The organism is Psychromarinibacter sediminicola, from assembly GCF_029168335.1.
GTDB lineage: Bacteria > Pseudomonadota > Alphaproteobacteria > Rhodobacterales > Rhodobacteraceae > Psychromarinibacter > Psychromarinibacter sediminicola.
The window spans coordinates 12,650-34,456 of the sequence record NZ_JARGYC010000027.1; the positions used below are offsets into that span (position 1 = coordinate 12,650).

The window sequence follows — 21,807 nt, forward strand, 5'->3', positions numbered from 1 at the left end:
GCGCTTGCGTTACGCCGCGTCCGGCTCGCCACCCAGCGCCAAGATCAACCGATTTGCCCTTTGGCGCAAGGCCCCCGTCGCCTCGGTGTCCTCGACAAGCGACCGCAGGCGGGACAGCGCGGCTTCGCGGTCACCCTGCTCGATCTCGGCCAGGGCGATCTGCTCTTCCGCCAGCACGCGGAACGCGGCGCCCGGCGTGGTCAGCGGCGCGAGCGCATCGATTCGCTCCTGCGGCGGCATCTCGGACGTCATCAGCATGACCCGCTTCAGCGTGGCCATCTGCCGGTAGACCGGGTCCAGCTCGGCATTCTCCTCGACCGCGCGCAGCGCCTCGGCGGCCGCGGCCGGATCGCCGGCGGCCAGCGCCTCGGCCCCGGCGAGCATCTCGACGACGGCCTGCGCGCCGTCGCCGGTCTCGATCTCGGCCAGCGCCTCGTGACGGGCCGCGGCGTCCTCGGCGTCGAGCGCGGCGAGGATCCGGTCGCCCTGGGCCTGCGCCTCGGCGCGCTGCTGCGCCTTGGAATACTCGCGCCAGGCCGCGCCCCCGACGATCAGCAGAACGACGACCAGCGCGATCCAGCCGTATTTTCTGAAATAGCCGAACAGCCGGTCGCGGCGGACGGCCTCGGAGACCTCTTCGATGAAACTGTCGCTGTCGTGCACGCGCCTGTCGCCCCCCTGCCGGTTCGCGCCGCTTTTACACGCCGTATGCGCCGGTGCAAAGGGGTCAGCGCGGGGCGCTTGCGCCCACCGGCCCACAGCGCTTTGAAGGCGCCTTGCGCCGCGTTGCAGAAAAGAGTAATCTGAACCGAACGGTTTAGCGTAATAAACATGCCCGGTTGCCTTCGCGGTGCCGGGCGATTGCCTATATGGGCAACGGAACAGGTCATTCGTCAGGGGTCGCGCATGCGCATCATGTCCCTTCTCGTCGCAGCGCTCGTAATGGTTTCGCTGTATCTCGTGATCTTCCAGCGCGAGGAGATCATCGCCTTCGCGGCCGGAGAGCCCGCCGGTGCGGACTCCGCCGAGTCGGACGACGCCGCGGCCGCGGAGGACGAAAGCGCCCCGCCGTCCGAGGCGCAGGGCGCGGACGGCGCCGTCCCGGTCGTCGTGCTGCCGTCTAAGGCGGAGCCGATCGAGCAGGTCGTGCTGGTGCGCGGCCGGACCGAGGCGATCCGCCAGGTCGAGGTGATGGCCGAGACCAACGGCACCGTCGTGTCCGAGCCGCTGCGCAAGGGCGCCTTCGTCGAGAAAGGCGACGTGCTGTGCGAGATCGACCCGGGCACCCGGCTGGTGACGCTCGACGAGGCCGAGGGGCGGCTGGCGGAGGCGCGGGCGAACCTGCCCGCCGCCCGCGCCCGCCTGTCCGAGGCCGAGGCCGCGCTGCCCGCGGCCGAGGCGGCGATCGCCGAGGCGAAGGCGCGGGTGCCCGAGGCCAAGGCGCGCCTGGCCGAGGCGGAGGCGAGCGTGCCGACGGCCGAGGCGGCGCTGGCCGAGGCGCTGGCGCAGGTGCCGACCGCCGAGGCGCGGCTGCAGGAGGCGCGGGCCAGCGTGCCCACTGCCGAAGCGCGGCTGAGCGAGGCGCTGTCCAGCATCCCGGCCGCCGAGGCGCGGCTGTCCGAGGCGCGGGCCAGCGTGCCCACCGCCGAGGCGCGGCTGAAGGAGGCCGAAGCGAACGTCCCGGCCGCGGAGGCACGGCTGCAGGAGGCGAAGGCCGGCGTCCCGGCCGCCGAGGCGAACCTGGCGCAGGCGCGGGCCGGCGTCCCGGCCGCGGAGGCGGCCGTGGAGGAGATGCGCGCCCGGGTGGAAGAGGCCGAGATCAACCTCAACGCCGCCTCGCAGCTTTCCGACAGCGGCTTCGGCTCGCAAACCCGTCTGGCCGCGGCCAAGGCGGCGCACGAGGCCGCGAAGGCCGGCCTGCAGAACGCGCTGTCGCAGCTCGAAGGGGCCAAGGCGGCTGTGCAGAACGCGCTGTCGGTCCTGGAAGGCGCGCGGGCCGCGGTCGCGACCGCCCGCGGCCAGGTGGAAAGCGCCCGGGCCTCCGTCTCCGCCGCCAAGGGCCAGGTCGAAAGCGCCAAGGCCGCCGTCGAGAGCGCCAAGCAGCAGGTCGAGAGTGCCAAGGCCGCTGTGCAGTCCGCCAAGGGCCAGGTCGAGAGCGCCAAGGCGTCCGTCCAGTCCGCCAAGGGCCAGGTGGAGGGCGCCAAGGCGGCCGTGCAATCCGCCAAGGGCCAGGTGGAAAGCGCCAAGGCCGCCGTGCAATCCGCCAAGAGCGGCGTCGAGTCGGCGCGGGTCGGCGTGATCTCGGCCGAGAGCAACCTGGAGGGCGCGAAGGCCGCCGTCGAGACCGCGAAATCCGGCGTCGAGAGCGCCATGGCCGGCATCCAGAGCGCGGAGGCGGCCGTCGCCTCGGCCGAGAAGGAAATCGAGCGGCTGACGATCACCGCCCCCTTCGCGGGGCTGCTGGAGACCGACACCGCCGAGCTGGGCAGCCTGCTGAATTCGCAGATGGGCGGCCTCTGCGCCACCGTGATCCAGCTCGACCCGATCAAGCTGGTGGGGTTCGTGCCCGAAGCGCAGGTGGACAAGGTCGAGCAGGGCGCGCGCGCCGGCGCGCGGCTGGCCTCCGGCGGGCGGCAGGTGGTGGGCGAGGTGACGTTCCTGTCGCGCTCGGCCGATCCGTCGACGCGCACCTTCCGGGTGGAGATCGAGGTGCCGAACCCGGAACTGGAGATCCGCGACGGCCAGACCGCCGAGATCGTGATCCAGTCCGATACCCAGGTCGCGCATCTGGTGCCGCAGAGCGCGCTGACGCTGGATGACGAGGGCGTGCTGGGCCTGCGCGTCGTCGAGGCGGGCAACACCGTGGGCTTCCGCCCGGTCGAGGTGCTGCGCGACACCCGCGACGGCATGTATGTCTCCGGTCTGGGCGAGGAGGCCGACGTCATCGTCGTCGGCCAGGAATTCGTGACCGAGGGCGTCCGCGTGTCGCCCAGCATCCGGGAGACCGGCGAATGAGCAGCGAGCAAATCACCGGCGGGCCGATGACCGGCATCGTCAGCTGGGCGGCGAGCCGCGCCCGCATGGTGATCGCGTTCATCGTCCTGTCGATCGGGGCGGGGGCGCTGGCCTATGCCACCCTGCCCAAGGAGGGCGAGCCGGATATCGAGATCCCGGCGATCTTCATCTCGGTCCCCTTCCCCGGCATCTCGGCGGAGGACAGCGAGAAGCTGCTGATCAAGCCGATGGAGACGCAGCTCGCCGATCTCGACGGGCTGGATTCGATGTCGTCGACCGCGGCCGAAGGCTATGCCGGCGTCGCGCTGGAGTTCGAGTTCGGCTGGGACAAGACCAAGACGCTGGCCGACGTGCGCGACGCGATGAACACCGCCGAGGCCGAGTTCCCAAACGGCGCCGAGCAGTATTCGATCAACGAGATCAACTTCTCGGAATTCCCCATCGTCATCGTCAACCTCACCGGCGCGGTGCCGGAGCGCACGCTGTTGCGCGTGGCCAACGACCTGCAGGAGCGGATCGAGGCGCTCGACCCGGTGCTCGAGGCGCCGCTGGCCGGCCACCGCGAGGAGATGGTCGAAGTTGTGATCGACCCGCTGCGGCTGGAGGCCTACAACGTCACCGCGGGCGAGTTGATCAACGCGGTCAGCAACAACAACCTGCTGATCGCCGCCGGCGAGGTGGAGACGGACACGGGCACCTTCTCGGTCAAGATCCCCGCCTCGCTGCAAAGCCAGCAGGACGTCTACGACATCAAGATCGTCGGCGACGGCGACCGCTCGGTCACGCTGGGCGAGCTGGCCGATATCCGGCTGACCTTCGAGGACCGGACCGGCACGGCGCGGTTCAACGGCGAGCCGACGGTGGCGCTGCAGGTGGTCAAGAAGAAGGGCTACAACCTGATCGACACCGCCGAGCTGGTGAAGCGCGAAGTGGCGGCGGCGCAGGAGACCTGGCCCGAGGAGCTGCGGGCGGCGATCGAGGTCGGCACGTCGAACGACCAGAGCTTCACCGTCGCCTCGATGGTCAGCCAGCTGGAAGGCTCGGTGCTGACGGCCATCGCGCTTGTCATGATCGTGGTGCTGGCGTCGCTCGGTATCCGGTCCGCCCTGCTGGTGGGCTTCGCGATCCCGACCTCGTTCCTGCTGTGCTTCGTGCTGCTGGCGGTGATGGACGTGACGGTGTCCAACATCGTGATGTTCGGCCTGATCCTGGCCGTCGGGATGCTGGTGGACGGGGCCATCGTGGTCGTCGAATACGCCGACAAGCGCATCCAGGAGGGCACCGGCCCGATGCATGCCTATGTCGAGGCGGCGCAGCGGATGTTCTGGCCGATCGTCGCCTCGACGGCCACGACGCTCTGCGCCTTCCTGCCGATGCTGTTCTGGCCGGGCGTGGCGGGCGAATTCATGGGCATGCTGCCGGTCACGCTGATCTTCGTGCTGTCCGCCTCGCTGATCGTGGCGCTGGTCTACCTGCCGATCATGGGCGGCGTGGCCGGCCGCATCAGCCGCAAGTTCGACCGGACGAGCGACGCGCTGCGGCGGCTGCTGCCGTGGTGGATTCTGCGGGCGGTGCTGGTGCTGCCGGCGGCGTATCTCGTCTTCATCGGCGCGATGCAGGTGCTGAACTCCGAGTACCTGTTCGCGCCGCTGGACATGGCGAACCCGATCCCGGGGGCCTGGGCGGTGCTGCCGGGGGCGGTGCTGTTCCTGCTGGGCACGATCCTGACCGGGATCACCATGCACTCGGTAAAGATCGAGCGGACGGCCCGCAAGGTGCGCTCGGGCCACCGGCACACGCTGTTCGGCTGGTTCATAAAGGGCATCGCGGGCAACCCGATCATGCCGCTCGTCACCATCGGGGCGGTGCTGTTCTTCGTGGTGTCGGTGTTCTCCTATTACGGCGAGAACAACCTGGGCGTCGACTTCTTCGCCGAGACCGAGCCGGAGCAGGCCATCGTCTATGTCCGGGCACGGGGCAACCTGTCGCTTCAGGAAAAGGACGACCTGCTGCGCGAGGTGGAGAACGTGGTGCTGGGCGTGCCGGGCGTCGCCAACGTCTTTGCCTTCGCCGGCGAGGGCGGGCTGGACACCAATACCGGCGGCGCGCAGGGGCCGCGGGATTCCGTCGGGCAGGTGCAGCTCGAACTGACGCGCTGGGAGGATCGGCCGCGCGAACAGGGCGAGGATTTTCTGGGCGTCGTCGAGACGGAGAGCGTCGCGGACGAGTACGACGGCGACTATATCCTGGCCGAGATCGAGCGCCGGCTGGCGGGCCTCCCGGGCATCAAGACCGAGATCCTGAACCTCAGCCGCGGCCCGGCCTCGGCCAAGCCGGTTCACCTGCGGTTGACCGGCGAGAACCTGGCCGAGCTGGAGCGCGCGGCCAACACGGTCACGGAGACGTTCGAGGGAACGGCCGGGCTGATCGACGTCGAGAACACGACCCCCCTGCCCGGCATCGACTGGGAGATCGACGTGGATGTCGAGGCCGCCGGCCGCTATGGCGCCGACGTGGCGACCATCGGCGGCATGGTGCAGCTGGTCACCCGCGGCCTGCTGCTCGACACGATGCGGGTGCCGTCCTCGGACGAGGAGATCGACATCCGCGTGCGGTTCCCGGAAAAGGACCGGCTGCTGTCGACGCTGGAGACGCTGAAGGTGCGCACCGCAGACGGGCTGATCCCGCTGTCGAACTTCCTGACGCTGAAGCCCGTCGAGAAGCTGGAGCAGATCGACCGGGTGAACCAGAAGCGGTATTACGACGTGAAGGCTGCGGTGGCAGAGGGAATGACCGCGCTGAAGGTCTCGGACGCGGGCGCCGCGGAGGACGAGGCGCGCATCGCGGCCTATGTCCGCCCGCTCGACGAAGACGGCGCGGCGCGCGCCGCCGACCTGACGCTGGCCGATGGCCGGCGCTTCGACGTGGTGGCTTTCGCCAGCGGCTTCGACGCCGGGACGATCCGCGACGCCGAAGCGGACGAGCGGCTGAGCACCGTGCCCGTCACCGCGACCGAGCGGATCGAAACGCTGACGGCCTGGCTGGAGACCGAGGCGGACCTGCCGGCGGATGTCGAATGGGAATGGACCGGCGACCAGGAGGACCAGCAGGAGAGCCAGAACTTCCTGATGCAGGCCTTCGGCGGCGCGCTGGGGCTGATGTTCATCATCCTGCTGGCGCAGTTCAACTCGTTCTACGACTCGGTCCTGGTGCTGCTGGCGGTGGTGCTGTCCACGACCGGTGTGCTGATCGGCATGCTGGTGATGCAGCAGCCGTTCTCGATCATCATGACCGGCACGGGGATCGTCGCCCTGGCGGGGATCGTGGTGAACAACAACATCGTGCTGATCGACACCTACCAGGCGTACAAGCGCTACATGCCCGAGGTGGAGGCGATCGTCCGCACCGCCGAGGCGCGGTTGCGGCCGGTGATCCTGACCACGATCACCACGATGGCCGGCCTGACGCCGATGATGCTGGGCCTGTCGCTGGACTTCATCCAGGGCGGCTATTCGATCAACTCGCCGACCTCGCTGTGGTGGAAGCAGCTGGCGACGGCGGTGGTGTTCGGCCTTGGCGTGGCGACGATCCTGACGCTGGTGGTGACGCCGTCGATGCTGGCGCTGAAGGCGTGGGTCCACAGCTATGCGCTGGGTCTGTCGCGGCTGTTCGCGCGGATGTCGATGAACCGCACCAGCGCCGGCGCGCGGGACTGGGCGTTGCGCCGGTCGGCGCGGAAGGTGACGATGCCCGAGATCCTGTGGGACGACACGCTGCCCGAAGAGGACACCGTGCCCGGGCCGGACGGGCCGGACAAGACCTATGACGCCGCGCTGCTGAAGATGCTGCAGATGCGGGCGGCGGAGTAACCGCGGGCCCGCGTCCTTCCCCCTTCCGGGCCTCCGGGGCCGACATCGCGCGGCCCGGCCGTGGCGCCGCGCGCGAGGCTCCGCCACTTGCTGCATGGTCCGTCGGCAGGCCGACGCCGACCCCGAAGATCGGCGCAACCTCCCGCCGCGAACTGCGTTATCCAGCCAACGGAGGTGAGAACATGTCACGCACGACCATTCTGATTGCCGCGGCTCTGGCCGCAACGGCGACCCTGGCGCAGGCACAGGGCAACGGGCACGGCCGGGGCGGACCCGGCGCCGTGGCCGCACAGGGCTGTCCGCCCGGTCTCGCGAAAAAGAACCCGCCCTGCGTTCCTCCGGGACTGGCAAAGAAGGCCCCGTCGGCCGCGCCCGACACCGGCGACTGGAGCGACCGCGATCACGTGCGGGTCTACGCCCCCGGGGACCGGATCCATGGCGACGACGTCATCGTGCAGGACCCGGCCTATTACGGGCTGGACCCGTATTACGACTACTACCGGGTGGGCGACCGGTTCTACCGCGTCGACGAGGACACCCGCGAGGTCATCGCCTTCGTCGGCGCGCTGGCCGACCTATTGGACTGACGCCGGGGCGGGCGGCGGTCACTCCGCCGCCACCTTCCGCCGCGGGTTCAGCATCTCCTTGAGATAGCGCCCCGTGTGGCTCTCGGGGATCTTGGCCACGTCCTCGGGCGTGCCCTCGGCCACGATCATCCCGCCGCCGTCGCCGCCCTCGGGGCCGATATCGACGAGCCAGTCGGCGGTCTTGATGACGTCGAGATTGTGCTCGATGACGATCACCGTGTTGCCCGCGTCCACCAGCTCGTGCAGCACCTCCAGAAGCTTTTTCACATCCTCGAAATGCAGCCCCGTCGTCGGCTCGTCGAGAATGTAGAGCGTCCGGCCGGTCGAGCGCTTGGACAGCTCCTTCGACAGCTTCACGCGCTGCGCCTCGCCGCCCGAAAGCGTGGTCGCCTGCTGGCCGACCTTGATATAGTCGAGCCCCACCCGGTGCAGCGCGTCCATCTTGTCGCGGATCGACGGCACCGCCTTGAAGAACTCCCGCGCCTCTTCGACCGTCATGTCGAGAACGTCGGCTATGCTCTTGCCCTTGAAGGTCACTTCCAGCGTCTCGCGGTTGTAGCGCGCGCCCTTGCAGGTCTCGCACGTCACGTAAACGTCGGGCAGGAAATGCATCTCGATCTTGATGACCCCGTCGCCCTGGCACGCCTCGCAGCGCCCGCCCTTGACGTTGAAGGAGAACCGCCCCGGCTTGTAGCCGCGCGCCTTCGCCTCCGGCAGCCCGGCGAACCAGTCGCGGATCGGGGTAAAGGCCCCGGTGTAAGTGGCCGGGTTCGACCGCGGCGTGCGGCCGATGGGTCGCTGGTCGATGTCGATGACCTTGTCGAGATGCTCCAGCCCCTTGATCGTCTCGCAGGGCGCCGGCGTCTGCCGGGCGCCGTTCAGCCGCATCGAGGCGGACTTGAACAGCGTCTCGATGGTCAGCGTCGACTTGCCGCCGCCCGAGACGCCGGTGACGCAGATGAACCGGCCCAGCGGAAAGGCCGCGTCGACCTTGCGCAGGTTGTTGCCGGTGGCGCCGACGACCGTCACCTTCTTGCGGTTGCCCTTGCGGCGCGTCGCCGGCACGGCGATCTCGCGGGCGCCGGTCAGGTACTGGCCGGTGATCGAGTCCGGGTTCGCCGCGATCTCGGCGGGCGTGCCCCGGGCCACGATATGGCCGCCGTGGACGCCGGCGCCGGGGCCGATGTCGAGGACATAGTCGGCCTCGCGGATCGCCTCCTCGTCATGCTCCACCACGATCACGGTGTTGCCCTGGTCGCGCAGGTTCTTCAGCGTCTGCAACAGCCGGTCGTTGTCGCGCTGGTGCAGGCCGATAGAGGGCTCGTCCAGCACATAGAGCACGCCGGTCAGACCGCTGCCGATCTGGCTGGCCAGGCGGATGCGCTGGCTTTCGCCGCCAGACAGCGTGCCGGCATTGCGGCTGAGCGTCAGGTACTCCAGTCCGACATTGTTCAGAAACCCCAGCCGCTCGCGGATTTCCTTCAGGATGGCGCGGGCGATCTCGTTCTTCTGCTGGGTCAGATGGTCCGGGACGGTCCGGCACCAGTCGTAGGCGTCCTTGATCGACTTCTCGACCACCCACCCGATATGCATGCCGGAAATCTTCACCGCCAGCGCCTCGTCGCGCAGCCGGTGGCCGTTGCAGGCGCCGCAGGGGCGGTTGTTCTGATAGCGCTCGAACTCCTCGCGGATCCAGGCGCTGTCGGTCTCGCGGTAGCGGCGTTCCATGTTCGGGATCACGCCTTCGAAGGGGCGCGACACCTGGTAGACGCGGCCGCCCTCGTCATAGCGGAACTGGATCTCCTCCTTGCCCGAGCCGTAGAGGAAGACCTGCTGGATCCGCTCGGGGATGTCCTTCCATTTGAGGTTCTTGTCGAACTCGTAATGGCGGGCGATGGACTCGATGGTCTGCAGGAAATAGGGCGACTTGCCCTTGCGCCAGGGCGCCAGCGCGCCGTTGTAGAGCGTGAGGCCCGCATCCGGCACCACCAGCCGTTCGTCGAAGAACAGCTCCACCCCCAGCCCGTCGCATTTCGGGCAAGCCCCGAAGGGCGCGTTGAACGAGAACAGGCGCGGCTCGATCTCGGGGATCGTGAAGCCGGAGACCGGACAGGCGAAGTTCTCGGAGAAGGTGATGCGCTCCGGCGCGTCAGCCGCTGCCGCGCCTTCCTCGCCCGGCGAAGAGGCCGCGCCAGCGGCCGAAGAGCCGCCGCGCGGGGCGGTTTCCAGAACGGCAATGCCGTCGGCGAGGTCCAGCGCGGTGCGGAACGAATCCGCCAGCCGCGTCTCCAGCCCCTCGCGCACGACGATGCGGTCGACGACGACGTCGATGTCGTGGCGGTACTTCTTGTCGAGCGTCGGTGGTTCGTCCAGTTCGTAGAAGGTGCCGTCCACCTTCACCCGCTGGAAGCCCTGCTTGCGCAGCTCCAGGAACTCCTTGCGATACTCGCCCTTGCGGTCCCGGACGATCGGCGCCAGCAGGTAGCCGCGCGTGCCCTCCTCCATCGCCATGACGCGGTCGACCATGTCCTGCACCTGCTGCGCTTCGATGGGCAGGCCGGTGGCCGGCGAATAGGGCGTGCCGGCCCGCGCGAAGAGCAGGCGCAGGTAGTCGTAGATCTCGGTGACCGTGCCGACGGTGGAGCGCGGGTTCTTCGAGGTCGTCTTCTGCTCGATGGAGATCGCCGGCGACAGGCCGCTGATATGGTCGACGTCCGGCTTTTCCATCATGTCGAGGAACTGCCGCGCATAGGCCGAGAGCGACTCGACATAGCGCCGCTGCCCCTCGGCATAGATCGTGTCGAAGGCCAGCGAGGACTTGCCCGAGCCGGACAGCCCGGTGATCACCACCAGTTCGTCGCGGGGAATCTCGACGTCGATGTCCTTGAGGTTGTGCTCGCGCGCGCCGCGCACCTCAATCTTCTTCAGATCCGCCATGGGGGCCCTCTTAACCAGCGACTAACAATTAACCCAAGGCGGCCGAGTCTCCAATCGAAAATTGGAACATACCCGGAACATCCACAGGTAATCGCCTGTTTGGCAGCCGGTGTCAGGCGATCTGCCGCAAGCGCCGGCGCCGAAGCCCCACATGTACGGCGCCGCCCGCGCAAAACAAGAGGCCCAGGGCCGTCATCAGGCCGCCATAGCCGCCCAGCGCGATCACGCCGACCATCAGCGGCGTGCCGAGCGTGTTGCCGAGATTCCCGGCCTGCGCCAGCCCGCCATTGGCCAGCGCCCGGTCGTCGAGCGCGAGGTTCAGCTGCGGCACGGCCGCAAAACTCGCCCCCTGCACCAGCCCGAGCCCGGCCCCCAGCGCCAGCGCCAGCACCGGCGCGCCGGGAAAGACCGCCAGCAGGACGCAGAGCGCGGCGCAGGCGGCGAAGCCCAGCATGACCACCTGCACCGCCTCGATGTGCCGCAGAAGCCAGACGCCGAGCGTTAGCGAGGACAGGATCGACATCAGCGGCATCGCGCCCACGGTAAAGGCGCGGATGTGATCGGGCAGATAGGGCGGGATCACGGTCAGCACGGCGACGAAACAGGCGGTGTAGAAGACCCAGCCATAGGCCGGCGCGCCGATGAACGGGCTCAGGTAGATGCGCCGGTGCGCCCGCGCCAGGTCGGCCAGCCGCGGCGCCGCGGCCGGGCGCGACGTCACCCGCGGCAGGATCGGCCAGAGCACCGCGGCCATCAGCGCCATATAGGCCGCATGCGCCAGCATCAGCGCGGGCAGCCCCACCCAGTGCGCGAACGGCACCCCCGCCCAGGCCAGGATCGCGAAGGCCACGCCGAAGAACGTCCCCCAGAGGGTCAGCGCGAGCCCCCGGTCCGCCTCTGCCGTGATCTGGGCAACCATCGTCGGCCCGGCGACGACGATGGCGAGATGCGCCGCGCCCTCCACGACGCGCAGCGCGAGAAAGACGGGCATCGGCGGGAACAGGCTCTGCACGGCCGACACCGCGGCGCCGGTGATCAGCGCCGCCAGCAGCGCCCGGCGATAGCCGATGCGGGCGACCAGCACCCCGGCGACCACGCCCAGCACTATGCCCAGGAAGCCGACGAAGGACACAGCGAAGCCCAGGGCGGCGCCGGCCTGCGGGTAGACCTCCGGCAGCCGGTCGAAGATCACGCTGATCTTGCCGTATTGCGCCGCCGCCCCCAGCCCGGCGGCCCAGATCAGCAGCACCAGCCGCCAGTCGGTTCGTTGCGTCTCTGCCGCCATGAGGTCCACCGCCTATCGCCGGATCGGGGGGAAACGCACCGTCCCGCCCCCGGGCCGACTTGTAAGCGCGCCGGCCGACCTACGCCAGTCACGCAGAGTTTGGGTGACGTGCGGTCCCGGGCCCCTACCCTGTCGTGCAGGACAGATCGGAGGTGTTTCCATGATGATCGACCGTCGCCACGCGCTGGCCCTGTTCGCCGCCGGCCTCGCCACGCCCGCGCTGGCCCATCACGGCTGGCGCTGGACAGAGAGCGGCAAGTTCGAGCTCACCGGCGTGATCGAGACCGCCGATCTCGGCAACCCGCACGGCGTTCTGACGCTGACCGTCGAGGACGAGACCTGGACCGCCGAGATCGGCCAGCCCTGGCGCAACGACCGCGCGGGCCTGACCGACGCCATGCTGGCGCCGGGCACCGAGATCACCATCCTCGGCGCGCGCTCGGCCGACCCCGAGCAGCGGATGGTGAAGGCCGAAGCGATCACCATCGACGGGACGCAATACGTGCTCTACCCCGACCGGATGTGATCTGGCTGGCCGAGACGCTGGAGGCGACCGGGCTGGCGCAGTTCCTCAAGCGGTCGCGCTGGGTCTATCCGTTCGTGAACGCGGGCCACATCCTGGGGATCGCGCTGCTGGTGGGCGCCGTGCTGCCGATGGACGTGCAGGTTCTGCGGCGGCGGAACGCGGCGGTCGCCTTGCTGCGCCGCTGGGCCGCGGCGGGGCTGGCGCTGGCCGCCGCCTGCGGTGCGCTGCTGTTCGTGACACAGGCCGGGGATTATGCCGTGAACGGCTGGTTCCAGGCGAAGATGGCGCTGCTGGCCGTCGCCCTCGCCAACGCCGCCCTGCATCTGCGCCGCATTCCGCCATGGTCCGCGGCGCTGTCGCTCATGCTCTGGCCGGCGATCCTGATCTGCGGCCGGCTGATCGCCTATAGCTGACGCGACGGGATGCCGGGGCGACGGGGCCCGTGGCAGGCCCCGTCGCCCATGCGGCTCAGATGTGGATCACCCGGTCGTAAGCGTCGAGCACCGACTCGTGCATCATCTCGCTGAGCGTCGGATGCGGGAACACCGCCTCCATCAGGTCCTCTTCGGTGGTCTCCAGCTGCCGGCCCACCACGTAGCCCTGGATCAGCTCGGTCACCTCGGCGCCGACCATATGCGCGCCCAGAAGCTCGCCGGTCTTCTCGTCGAAGACCGTCTTGACCATGCCTTCGGCCTCGCCCAGCGCGATGGCCTTGCCGTTGCCGATGAACGGAAAACGGCCGACCCTGATCTTGTAGCCTTTCTCCTTGGCTTCCGCCTCGGTGTAGCCGACCGAGGCGATCTGCGGCTGGCAATAGGTGCAGCCGGCGATGCTCTCGGGCCGGACGGGATGCACGTCGTTCTGCCCGGCGATCAGCTCGGCGACCATGACGCCCTCGTGGCTGGCCTTGTGCGCGAGCCAGGGGGCACCGGCCACGTCGCCGATCGCATAAAGCCCCTCGACGCCGGTGCGGCAGTATTCGTCCACGATCACGTGGCTGCGGTCGACCTTCACGCCCAGCTCCTCAAGGCCCAGGTTCTCGGTGTTTCCGACGATTCCGACGGCCGAGATCACCGTGTCGAACTCGTGCTTCTCCACCTTGCCGCCGGTCTCGATATGCGCCGTCACCTTGCCCTTCGCCCGGTCGAGCTGCTTGACCATGGCCTTTTCCATGATCTTCATGCCCTGCTTCTGGAACGACTTCTTGGCGAAGGCGCTGATCTCGGCGTCCTCGACCGGCAGGATGCGGTCCATCACCTCGACCACCGTCGTCTCGGCGCCCAGGGTGTTGTAGAAGCTGGCGAATTCGATGCCGATGGCGCCGGAGCCGATCACCAGCAGCTTCTTCGGCATCCGCTTGGGCTCGAGCGCGTGCTTGTAGGTCCAGACCAGATCGCCGTCGGCCTCCAGCCCCGGCAGCTCACGGGCGCGGGCGCCGGTGGCGAGCACGATGTTCTTGGCCGTCAGCTCCTCGGTGCCCTTGTCGGTCTTGACCGAGACCTTGCCCTTGCCCGGCAGCGTCGCCTCGCCCATCACCACGTCGATCTTGTTCTTCTTCATCAGGTGGCCGACGCCGCCGGCCAGCTGCTTGGCCACCCCGCGCGAGCGCTTGACTACCGCGTCGAGGTCGTAACCGACGCCCTCGGCCTTCAGGCCGAAGTCCTTGGCCCGCTCCATCAGGTGGAACACCTCGGAAGAGCGCAGCATCGCCTTGGTCGGGATGCAGCCCCAGTTCAGGCAGATGCCGCCCATGTGCTCGCGCTCCACGATGGCGACCTTCTTGCCCAGCTGCGCGCCGCGGATCGCGGAGACGTAGCCTCCGGGCCCTGACCCGATCACGATCATGTCGTAGGATTTTCCGGCCATGTTCTCCTCCGCCCGGGACATTGTTTAACGTTGAACAATCCCCCATTACCTGACCATGGGGCAAGTTCCAATCCCCGCACGGTCAGGCCCGGGTTTCGCTCCGCGCATGGCTCAGAATAGCAAAAGAGCCCGCGAATGCAGGCTCTTTCTTCGGCGGCATGGTCCGGGTCACTCGGCGCTCGCCGGACTGGCGCACCAGGTCAGGAACAGGCCCGCCGCACCGCTCAGCAACACGAGGAACCCAACCGGCACCAGAAGTTGCGCCGGATGGAACCCGGCGGCGGCTCCGGCCTCCTGCGCCAGCACGGGATAAGCGGCCAGCGCCGCGACCCCGGCAAGCAGCGCGGTCGTCCAGACGAGTGTCGGTTTCATGGCAGCGTCCGGTCGCACTCAGTCGTGCTTGACGCCGCGTTTCCACGTCCAGGCCAGATACAGCCCGGCCGCGCCGGCGCCGGCGATAAAGTAGCCCAGCGGGATCAGCCAGTCGGGGAAAAAGCCCGTCTCCGCCGGCGTCGCGCCGCGCGGGATCCAGGGATAGACTGCAATCACGGCGACGCCGATCAGCAGCACCACCGTCCATGTCGTCATGCGTTTCATCGGTCGAACCTCCTGCCGCTCCAACGGATGGGCGCGGCAGTTGGTTCCCGTGGCTCAGGCCGAAACCTGCTCCAGCGCCTTGCGGTAGCCGCCCTCGCCGACGAAGGCCGCCTCCGGCTGGGTCGTCGCGCGCGAGAGCACGTCGTTGCGGTAGGGAAAGCGGCCGAACTGGCGGATCACTTCGCGATGGGCCTTCGCATGCTTGAGGTTGCCGGCACCGGTCAGCGGCATCCGCGTCTTCATCAGCCGCACGCAGCGGTCCTGATCGGTCAGGCATTCCGAGTGCATCAGCGGCATGTAGAAGAACTGTCGCGCCGGCTCGTCGATCTTCATGTCGAAGCCGTGGGCGATGGACAGTTTCGCCGCGGCGAGCGCGACCGCATCGCTCGCGAACGCCTTCGCCTCGCCGCGGAACATGTTGCGCGGGAACTGGTCGGTCAGGATGATGTAGGCCAGCGCCCCGCTGGGATAGGTCAGCCACAAAGCATAGGCGCCGTCCATGGCACGCTGCCAGTCCTCGGCAAAGCGGTTGCGTATGTCGGCGTCGAGCTCTTCGCTGCTGCCGTACCAGCCTTTGGGCCCGACCTCGTCGAGCCAGTAGGCCAGGATGTCTTCAGGGTTTGCCATCGGCATACTCCATTTGCGCTCGTGTCCCCGCCAGACAGTTCGATTCGTTACAAATTCCAAACTACCTGGCAAGTATGCGATTCCTGCAAGTTCAGGACTGTTCTTCCTCTGCCTCGCTATGCTCGATGGCCCATTCCTGTGCAGCCTCGAGCGCCACCGGGGACGCAGTGGGCATCACGCTGACATAGGCGGCGGTCTCGTCGACCGGGATCGCGGGCCGCTGGGTCATCCGATAGAGCGAGTAGCCGGCGACCGCGACCATCAGCACGGCGACATACAGCCAGAACGCATGCGCGCCGAAGGCGCCCATCAGCCAGCCGGTGAAGAACGGCCCGATGATCGCCCCCACCCCGTTCACGAAGACCAGCCCGCCGGAGGCGGCGGCCATGTCGTCGGGCTCCAGGTAGTCGTTCAGATAGGCGATCAGCAGCGAATAGAGCGGGTTGGCCGTGCCGCCGACGACGAAGGCCGCGATGAGAAGGGCGGTGAAGCTGCCCGCCAGGAAATAGCCGCCGATCGCCGCCACGCCGCCGGCCAGCGCCACCAGCATGATCAGGAGGCGCCGGTCGAAGCGGTCGGAGAACCAGCCGATCGGGTATTGCAGCACCATCGGCCCGACGAAGAACATCGCGATGAAGATGGAGATCCGGCCGACCGACAGCCCGATCTCGGCCGCGTAGACCGACGACATGCCGAACACCGCCGCGAACACCCCGCCCATGATCGTCATGCCGATGAAGGACAGCGGCGAGGCGACGAACAGCTCCGACAGCTTCATCGACTTCGCCGTGCCGAAGGCCGGGGTCGGCGAGATCGACAGGAGAATCGGCGCGAAGGAGATCGAGACCAGCACCGACGGGATGATGAAGATGACGAAGCCCGACGGGTCGCCGACCGACAGGATGCCCTGCGCCGCGACGATGCCGCTCATCTGCACGATCATGTACATCGACAGCGTCTGGCCGCGCGTCTGGTTCGTGGCGGCGTTGTTCAGCCAGCTCTCGGCGGTGACATAGGCGCCCGAGAAGGAGAACCCGATGACCACCCGCAGGATCGTCCAGGCCCAGGGCTCGGTCACCACGGGAAACAGGATCAGCACGGCCGACGCGAAAGATCCCAGCGCCGCGAAGACGCGCACATGACCGACGCGGCGGATCAGCTCCGGCGTCAGCCGCGAGCCGCCGAGAAAGCCGAGGAAATAGGCCGAGGTCAGCACCGACAGCTCGAAGGTGGTGAACCCTTCGAGACTGCCCCGCACCCCCATGAGCGACGCCTGCAGCCCGTTGCCGATCATCAGCAGCCCGATCCCGAGCAACAATGCCCAGGAGCTGGCCAGCACCTGTTTCATGGCTTTTCGCCTTGTCCTGCCGTCTTGCGCTTCGGTTATCCGCGTTCCCGGACCGCTTTCCTGTCCGCGCGCGACTCGAAGCTGTCGTTTCCGGCTCCCGGTAACAAAAGCGATGCGTCGCCGTAAGAGAAGAAGCGGTAGCGTTGCCTTACGGCATGGGCGTAGAGCGCCAGCATCCGCTCGCGGCCCATCAGGGCGGAGACGAGCATCAGCAACGTCGACTTCGGCAGGTGGAAATTGGTGATCAGCGCGTCGGTCGCGCGAAATTCGAAGCCGGGCGTGATGAAGATGTCGGTCTCGCCGGTCCAGGGCGCGATGGCGCCGGTGTCGCGGGCGGCCGTCTCGATCAGCCGCAGCGCCGTCGTGCCCACCGGGATCACCCGGCCGCCGGCGGCACGGGTGGCGGCGATCTCGGCCGCGGCGCGTTCCGTCACCTCGCCCCATTCCGCGTGCATCCTGTGGTCGCGGATGTCGTCGGCCTTGACCGGCAGGAAAGTGCCCGCGCCGACATGGAGCGTGACGCGGGTGAACGCCACGCCGCGGGCGCGCAGGGCGTCCATCAGCGCCGCGTCGAAATGCAGCGAGGCGGTGGGCGCGGCCACGGCGCCGGTGCGCTCGGCCCAGATCGTCTGGTAATCCTCGCGGTCGGCGGCATCGGCGGCCCGCCTGGCGGCGATGTAGGGCGGCAGCGGCATGGCGCCCTCGCGGTCGAGCACCCGTTCCACCGCGTCCCAGGGCCGGTCGAAGCGCAGATGCGCCTGGCCGTCGCCGCGCCCCTCGACCACCGCGCTCAGGTCGGCGGCGAAGCGCAGCGTCTCGCCGTCCCGCACCTTGCGCAGCGGCTTCAGAAGCGCCGCCCAGGTGCCGTCGGCGCGGGGCTGCAGCAGGGTGACCTCGATCCGCGCCACCGCCTCGCCCTGCCCCGTCGCGCGCCGGCGCGTCGCCTCGAGCCGCGCCGGGATCACCTTGGTGTCGTTCAGGACCAGCCGGTCGCCCGGCGCCAGCCAGGCGGGCAGGTCGCTGACATGTTCGTCGGCCGGCGTGGTCGGCCCGGCCACCAGCATGCGCGCCGACGAGCGCGGGCGCGCGGGCCGTGTGGCGATCAGCTCGTCGGGCAGGTCGAAGTCGAAATCGGAGAGTTTCATTGCGTCGGCGTGGGCGGCGGGCTGCGGAAGATATTGCGGAACATCCCCGGCGTCAGGATCGACAGCGGGTTGACCGAGACGCTGGGATTATCCGCCTGGCCGCGGATGCGAAAGCTGAATCCGAACAATCCCTCGCCGCGGCGCGAAAAGACCTGCCCGACGGCATTCAGGAAATAGACCGGCGACACCACGCCCTGCATGTTCATCTCGCCGCTCGTCAGGTTGTAGACCCCGTCCAGCGAAATCCCCAGCGACGGCCCGACCCCCGAGGACTGCAGCAGGGTCAGCCGCTCGGGCGAGAGTTGGAACCGTGCGTCGACCTCGGACATGGTGATCCCGCCCGAGTTCATCTGGTCGATCAGCCCGACAATCGAGATGGCGGACAACAGCTCGGTAATCGCGGGCGCGCGCACGATCCGGGTGTTCCGCACCCGCAGCCAGCCGTCGTAGATGCCCTCGCGCCCCGTCGGCACGAGCGTCAGCTCCAGCGAGCCGCCGCGCGCGTTCTTCAGCACGCCGGCCGCCTCCATCGCGCGCCCGGCATTGTCCGAGCGCAGGCGCACCGCGCTTCCGGTCGCCGTGTTCACGACGGTGCCGCGCACCGGCGTGCGGCCGTTGACGCGCGCGGTGAAGTTGCCCTGAAATCCGCCGCGGGTTTCGAACTCGCCCGCGAAGTCGGTGAACGCGATGCCTTCGGACACGATCAGCCGGTCGAGTTGCAGCGAAAGCGGGCCGCCCCCGCCGCCGTTGCCGGCCCCGGGGCCGAAGCTCGCTTCGCGCAGGTCGACGGTGCCGCCGGTCACCCGGACCTGCGGCGCCGCGCCGCCGCGCCCGATCAGCGTCACCGGCCCGTCCAGCCAGCCGCCCACGCGCACGCGGTCGAAGTCGGCCCGCGCCATGCTGCCGCTGTCGGTCAGGCCGATCACGCCCGACGCCGAGAGCCCCGGCGCCTCGATCTCGATCCGGTCGATGGTCGGCGCCGCGCCCATGGTGCCCGCCACCTCCAGCCGGCCGGTCCGGTTGACCGGCTTCGACCAGTTGAGCGCCGGCAGCCGAAGGCCCAGCCGGTTCAGGTCGGAGACCAGGCGGAACGCCGGCGGCGCGCCCCTGTCGAGGTCCACCCTGATCGAGCCGACGCCTTCGCCGGTGACCGAGCCCGGCGGCAGCCCGATATTGAATTCGTCGAGGAAGGCCTGGCCGAGCGCGATGGTGCCCTCGACCACGCTCTGCCCCGCGTGCTCCGGCCCGAACTGCTGCGACCAGACGACATTCGCGGGCACCTTCCCCAGCCGGCCCTTGCCCGAGATCGCGATGCCGGTCGGGTTGGCGCGCAGCTCCAGCCGCTCGGCGCTGACGACGCGGCCCTCGACCAGCCGCTCCGAGCGCAGCTCGGTCAGCGTCCCGGCGGCGTCGTACTCGATCTCCTCGATGTCGAGCTGCTTGACCAGCGCGAGGCGCACGTCGCCGCTCAGCCGCGCCCGCCCCTCGGCCACGTCGGCGTCGATCTTCGCCTTCTTCAGGATCTCGAAGGGCGGCAGGTCCATCAGCGACAGCGCGGCGGTGATCGTGCTGTCGGTCTTAACGGTGATCTCGGCCCGTCCCGGTTTCACGGTGACGTCGCGCACCCGCATGTAGCTTCCGGCGACGTCGACCGCCCCGCCCTGCGGCGCGGCGATCTCGCCCTGTTCGACGACGGCGGTGAAGGTCTCGCCGGTCAGGCTGGCATAGCCCGCCGCACCGGTGATCGGCGGCAGCGTCTTCATTGCCTTCACCGTCGCCTCGCCGAAGCTGAAGCTCAGCGACAGCATCCCCTTCGGCGTCTCTCGGTCCATCCGGAAGGCGCCGGTCAGATCCTTGAGATGCCCCGTGGAGACGTTGGTGGCCATCCACTCGCGCGCGCCCTCGGCCACGTTCACCGGCCAGAGCGCCAGCAGCCGGTCGAGCGGCACCAGGTTCAGCGCAAGGTCGAGCGAGGCGTTCCAGCCCCGGTCGTCGGCAGAGATCTCGCCGGCGCCGCGGAACCGGCGATCCTCGTCGACGAGAGACAGCTGGCCGATCTCGACGGTGAACGGGTTGAGCTGCAGCCGGAAATCCACCGCGCCCTCGGCGAAGGTCATCGGCTCGGCGAACATGCCCTCGGGCTTGACCTCGACGGCGGACAGGCGGAACTGCGTCACCATGGTCTGCGGCCACCGCCCCGCGAAGTCCTTCAGGAACGCCTGGCCCGAGGCGCGGCCCTTCGCGGCCGCCGTGGCCAGCGACAACTCCTCGAAGCGCAGGCGCTGGCGGGCGGCGTCGTAGGCCACGCGCGCCTCGGCCCCGTCGATGCGGATCGGCTTGGATTCCGGGGTCGGCTGCAGCACGCCGCCGCCAACCTCGAGCGCGCCCTCCAGACCGCCCACATCCCCGTCGGGTGCGATCTCCGCCGCGAGCGAGCCGGAGATCGGCGCGTCGAGCACCTCCAGAAAGGACAGCGCGGGCGACTGCGCCGCGATATCGGCAGCGGCGGCATTCTCGAAGACCGCGCTGAGGCTGGCCTGGGGCGAGCCCTTGTCGGTCTCGAATTCAAGGACCGTCGTGGCCAGGTCCTCGGTGCCGTTGAACACGTCGGCGGTGACGGTCAGCCGGATGCTGTTCGGGCCGTTCAGCAGGACGATACGCCCCTCCGTCACCTGCCAGAGCCGGCCCGAGCGGGCATCCTCCAGCGTGATGGTGAGCTGCGCCGCCTCGATCCGCTCCAGGCCGGACAAGGGTGCGGTGGCGAATGTCTGCTCGATCCGGTCGAGCACGCCGGCAAGCGTGCCGCTCGCGCCGATCCCGTTGCCCAGCGACAAATCGAACGTGCCGTCGGACAGCCGCCGCACGGTGATCTGCGCGCCGCGGACCCGCAGCGAGCGCATCTGCACCGCGCCCTGCAGCAGCGCCGGCGCGGTCAGCCTGGCGCTGACCTCGTTCAGCCGGGCCACTTCGGCGCCGCGACTGTCGATGATGCCGACATTGCGCAGCCGCAGCCGCGGCACCATCGCCCCGTCGACCGCGACCTCGATGCCGCCCACGGTCACGCGGCCGCCGCCAAGGCCCCTGTTCAGCCGCTTCTCCACCTCCGTGGTCACCCAGTCCGGCGCCTCGACCGGCGCCCCCGTCAGCGCCAGGAACCCCAGGCCGCTGAACACGAACAGAACGGCCACGGACAACAGCACCAGCAGTCCGGCACGGCGACGCCGGGGCCGTCCGCGCCGGGCCGGGACGGGGGCGGTCGTCGTCTGGCTGGTGTCGTTCAATCTTCCTCCGGCCGGTGGCCAATCCTCTCCCCGGACTTTATTGTGGCGCGAACCGGGCTAGAACTGAACCAAAACCCTGGCCACCTCAACTAATCGGCCAAGCAGGAGCGTTCACATGATCGAAACCGGAGCCCCCGCCCCCGATTTCACGCTTCCCCGCGACGGTGGCGACACGATCACGCTGTCGGATCTGCGCGGCAAGAAGGTCGTCCTGTATTTCTACCCGAAGGACGACACCTCGGCCTGCACCCGCGAGGCGCTCGACTTCTCCGAGGCGCTGGCGACGTTCGAAGCGGCCGGCGCGCGCGTTCTGGGCGTGAGCCGCGACACCGTGCGCCGGCACGACAATTTCCGCGACAAGCACGGTCTGGACGTGCCGCTGCTGTCCGACGCCGAGGACGAGGTCTGCGAGGATTACGGGGTCTGGGTCGAGAAGAAGATGTACGGCCGCAGCTTCATGGGGATCGAGCGGTCGACCTTCCTGATCGACGCGGACGGCCTGGTCCAGCGCATCTGGCGCAAGGTCAAGGTGCCCGGCCATGTGGCCGAGGTTCTGTCCGCCGTCAAGGCCCTGCCTTGACCACGGGCTGTGAATAATCGGCGAAAACCCGCCCATCTCGCTCGAATTTGGCACGTGTTCTTAGAAGGTTGTCAACACCTGTTGCCGTAAAGCCCCTCCGCGGGTAAGCACGTTTCAGTGCGGTGCTTGGGGACGCGCCGCGCG

15 protein-coding genes and 1 pseudogene are annotated in these 21,807 nt (G+C 68.9%); 6 read left to right on the forward strand and 10 right to left on the reverse strand.

Annotated features, from left to right (window positions below; translation table 11 throughout):
• Window positions 1-9: 9 nt before the first annotated feature.
• Window positions 10-663 (reverse strand): tetratricopeptide repeat protein, encoded by a 654-nt coding sequence (locus P1J78_RS11665; protein WP_275567535.1) that lies wholly within the window; start codon window positions 661-663, stop codon window positions 10-12.
• A 1,536-nt stretch (window positions 664-2,199) separates the two neighbouring features.
• On the opposite strand from P1J78_RS11665, the pseudogene P1J78_RS25580 reads away from it, so the two are divergent.
• The 3 genes and pseudogenes from P1J78_RS25580 to P1J78_RS11680 all read left to right on the forward strand — a co-directional run.
• Window positions 2,200-3,015: pseudogene (locus P1J78_RS25580) on the forward strand (efflux RND transporter periplasmic adaptor subunit); the annotation flags it as partial.
• 26 nt (window positions 3,016-3,041) lie between these two features.
• On the forward strand, window positions 3,042-6,884 hold the full coding sequence (locus tag P1J78_RS11675; protein WP_275567573.1) for an efflux RND transporter permease subunit: 3,843 nt from the start codon (window positions 3,042-3,044) through the stop codon (window positions 6,882-6,884).
• Window positions 6,885-7,066: 182 nt separating this feature from the next.
• Window positions 7,067-7,471 (forward strand): excinuclease ABC subunit A, encoded by a 405-nt coding sequence (locus P1J78_RS11680; RefSeq protein ID WP_275567537.1) that lies wholly within the window; start codon window positions 7,067-7,069, stop codon window positions 7,469-7,471.
• 18 nt (window positions 7,472-7,489) lie between these two features.
• Here the strand turns inward: P1J78_RS11680 and uvrA are convergent, their stop codons facing one another.
• Together uvrA and P1J78_RS11690 are read right to left on the reverse strand one after the other, a co-directional pair.
• Window positions 7,490-10,408, reverse strand: a complete 2,919-nt coding sequence (gene uvrA / locus P1J78_RS11685; RefSeq protein WP_275567538.1) for an excinuclease ABC subunit UvrA — start codon at window positions 10,406-10,408, stop codon at window positions 7,490-7,492.
• Window positions 10,409-10,520: 112 nt separating this feature from the next.
• The gene (locus P1J78_RS11690; protein ID WP_275567539.1) at window positions 10,521-11,693 is read right to left on the reverse strand and encodes an MFS transporter; all 1,173 of its coding nucleotides are present in this window, start codon (window positions 11,691-11,693) and stop codon (window positions 10,521-10,523) included.
• Between the two features lie 160 nt (window positions 11,694-11,853).
• Between P1J78_RS11690 and P1J78_RS11695 the strand changes: the two genes are divergently transcribed.
• On the forward strand, window positions 11,854-12,219 hold the full coding sequence (locus tag P1J78_RS11695) for a DUF6152 family protein (protein ID WP_275567540.1): 366 nt from the start codon (window positions 11,854-11,856) through the stop codon (window positions 12,217-12,219).
• A complete protein-coding gene (locus P1J78_RS11700) occupies window positions 12,216-12,632 on the forward strand; it encodes a hypothetical protein (RefSeq protein WP_275567541.1) in 417 nt (138 codons plus the stop codon). Before P1J78_RS11695 ends, P1J78_RS11700 begins: the two co-directional genes overlap by 4 nt.
• A gap of 55 nt (window positions 12,633-12,687) precedes the next feature.
• On the opposite strand, the gene lpdA is transcribed toward P1J78_RS11700, so the two are convergent.
• The 7 genes from lpdA to P1J78_RS11735 form a co-directional block, all read right to left on the reverse strand.
• The gene (gene lpdA, locus P1J78_RS11705) at window positions 12,688-14,085 is read right to left on the reverse strand and encodes a dihydrolipoyl dehydrogenase (protein WP_275567542.1); all 1,398 of its coding nucleotides are present in this window, start codon (window positions 14,083-14,085) and stop codon (window positions 12,688-12,690) included.
• Between the two features lie 168 nt (window positions 14,086-14,253).
• Window positions 14,254-14,457, reverse strand: a complete 204-nt coding sequence (locus P1J78_RS11710) for a hypothetical protein (protein WP_275567543.1) — start codon at window positions 14,455-14,457, stop codon at window positions 14,254-14,256.
• 18 nt (window positions 14,458-14,475) lie between these two features.
• The gene (locus P1J78_RS11715) at window positions 14,476-14,682 is read right to left on the reverse strand and encodes a hypothetical protein (RefSeq protein ID WP_275567544.1); all 207 of its coding nucleotides are present in this window, start codon (window positions 14,680-14,682) and stop codon (window positions 14,476-14,478) included.
• A gap of 54 nt (window positions 14,683-14,736) precedes the next feature.
• Complete coding sequence (locus tag P1J78_RS11720; RefSeq protein WP_275567545.1) at window positions 14,737-15,309, reverse strand: DUF924 family protein; 573 nt, start codon at window positions 15,307-15,309, stop codon at window positions 14,737-14,739.
• Between the two features lie 91 nt (window positions 15,310-15,400).
• Window positions 15,401-16,657 (reverse strand): MFS transporter, encoded by a 1,257-nt coding sequence (locus P1J78_RS11725; RefSeq protein ID WP_275567546.1) that lies wholly within the window; start codon window positions 16,655-16,657, stop codon window positions 15,401-15,403.
• A 35-nt stretch (window positions 16,658-16,692) separates the two neighbouring features.
• Window positions 16,693-17,802: a tRNA preQ1(34) S-adenosylmethionine ribosyltransferase-isomerase QueA gene (gene queA, locus P1J78_RS11730; RefSeq protein WP_275567547.1), complete on the reverse strand. Its 1,110-nt coding sequence runs from the start codon at window positions 17,800-17,802 to the stop codon at window positions 16,693-16,695.
• The gene (locus tag P1J78_RS11735) at window positions 17,799-21,083 is read right to left on the reverse strand and encodes an AsmA-like C-terminal region-containing protein (RefSeq protein WP_275567548.1); all 3,285 of its coding nucleotides are present in this window, start codon (window positions 21,081-21,083) and stop codon (window positions 17,799-17,801) included. The genes queA and P1J78_RS11735 overlap by 4 nt, the downstream gene beginning before the upstream one ends.
• A 115-nt stretch (window positions 21,084-21,198) precedes the next feature.
• Here P1J78_RS11735 and P1J78_RS11740 point away from each other — a divergent pair, with 115 nt between their 5' ends.
• Window positions 21,199-21,663, forward strand: coding sequence for a peroxiredoxin (locus P1J78_RS11740; protein WP_275567549.1), 465 nt, complete (start codon window positions 21,199-21,201; stop codon window positions 21,661-21,663).
• Window positions 21,664-21,807: the final 144 nt, after the last annotated feature.